This window comes from Oleiphilus sp. HI0080 (genome assembly GCF_001635135.1).
The window spans coordinates 1-589 of record NZ_LWFU01000019.1 but is presented as its reverse complement, the minus strand read 5'-3'; the positions used below and the strand labels follow the sequence as shown (position 1 = coordinate 589).

The window sequence follows — 589 nt, the reverse complement described above, 5'->3', positions numbered from 1 at the left end:
TGACTGAGATTTTACAGGATGCGTTTGCCTGTGAATTTGATAAGCCGATCGGTAAACGTCGTGATCCTCTCCAGCCTTTCCTTTCTCTCTGTCAGGGTAATATTGGTCCGTGGGACAGTGTTGGTCGAATCGACATCGATATGCAGCAATCACTTTCCCCAACATATAACGTCGGGGTGCTCTGGGAGCCAAATGATTGGTTTTCATGGGGGGCTTCCTACATGACGGGTGCCGAGATGGAGTTGCGTGGTACCTTTTTGATGGACTACACGGATGAGTGGACAGCATTCTGGCAAGGCTTTAACGGCTCGATTATTGGTGCGATTACTGCCGCGATTCTTGGTCTTCCTCGAGGACGACCATATGAGGCGGGAAATATTTATATGGATTATGAAATTCCGCAGCAGTTTAAGAGTGGTATCAGCATGCGAGTTCATCCGGAGTGGACCGTTAATCTTGATGCTACATGGACTGATTGGAGTGTCTGGGATGAATGGACGTTCCATTTTGATCGAGATCTAGAGCTTTTAACAACAGCGCGACTCCTTTCAGGACTTGTTACCGGAACCTCTCTAACGCTTCCACTTGG

1 protein-coding gene is annotated in these 589 nt (G+C 48.0%); it reads left to right on the top strand.

All coding sequences use genetic code 11. The features are described from left to right. On the top strand, nucleotides 1-589 hold a 589-nt coding region (locus A3751_RS00400; protein ID WP_197466060.1), incomplete at both ends, for an outer membrane protein transport protein.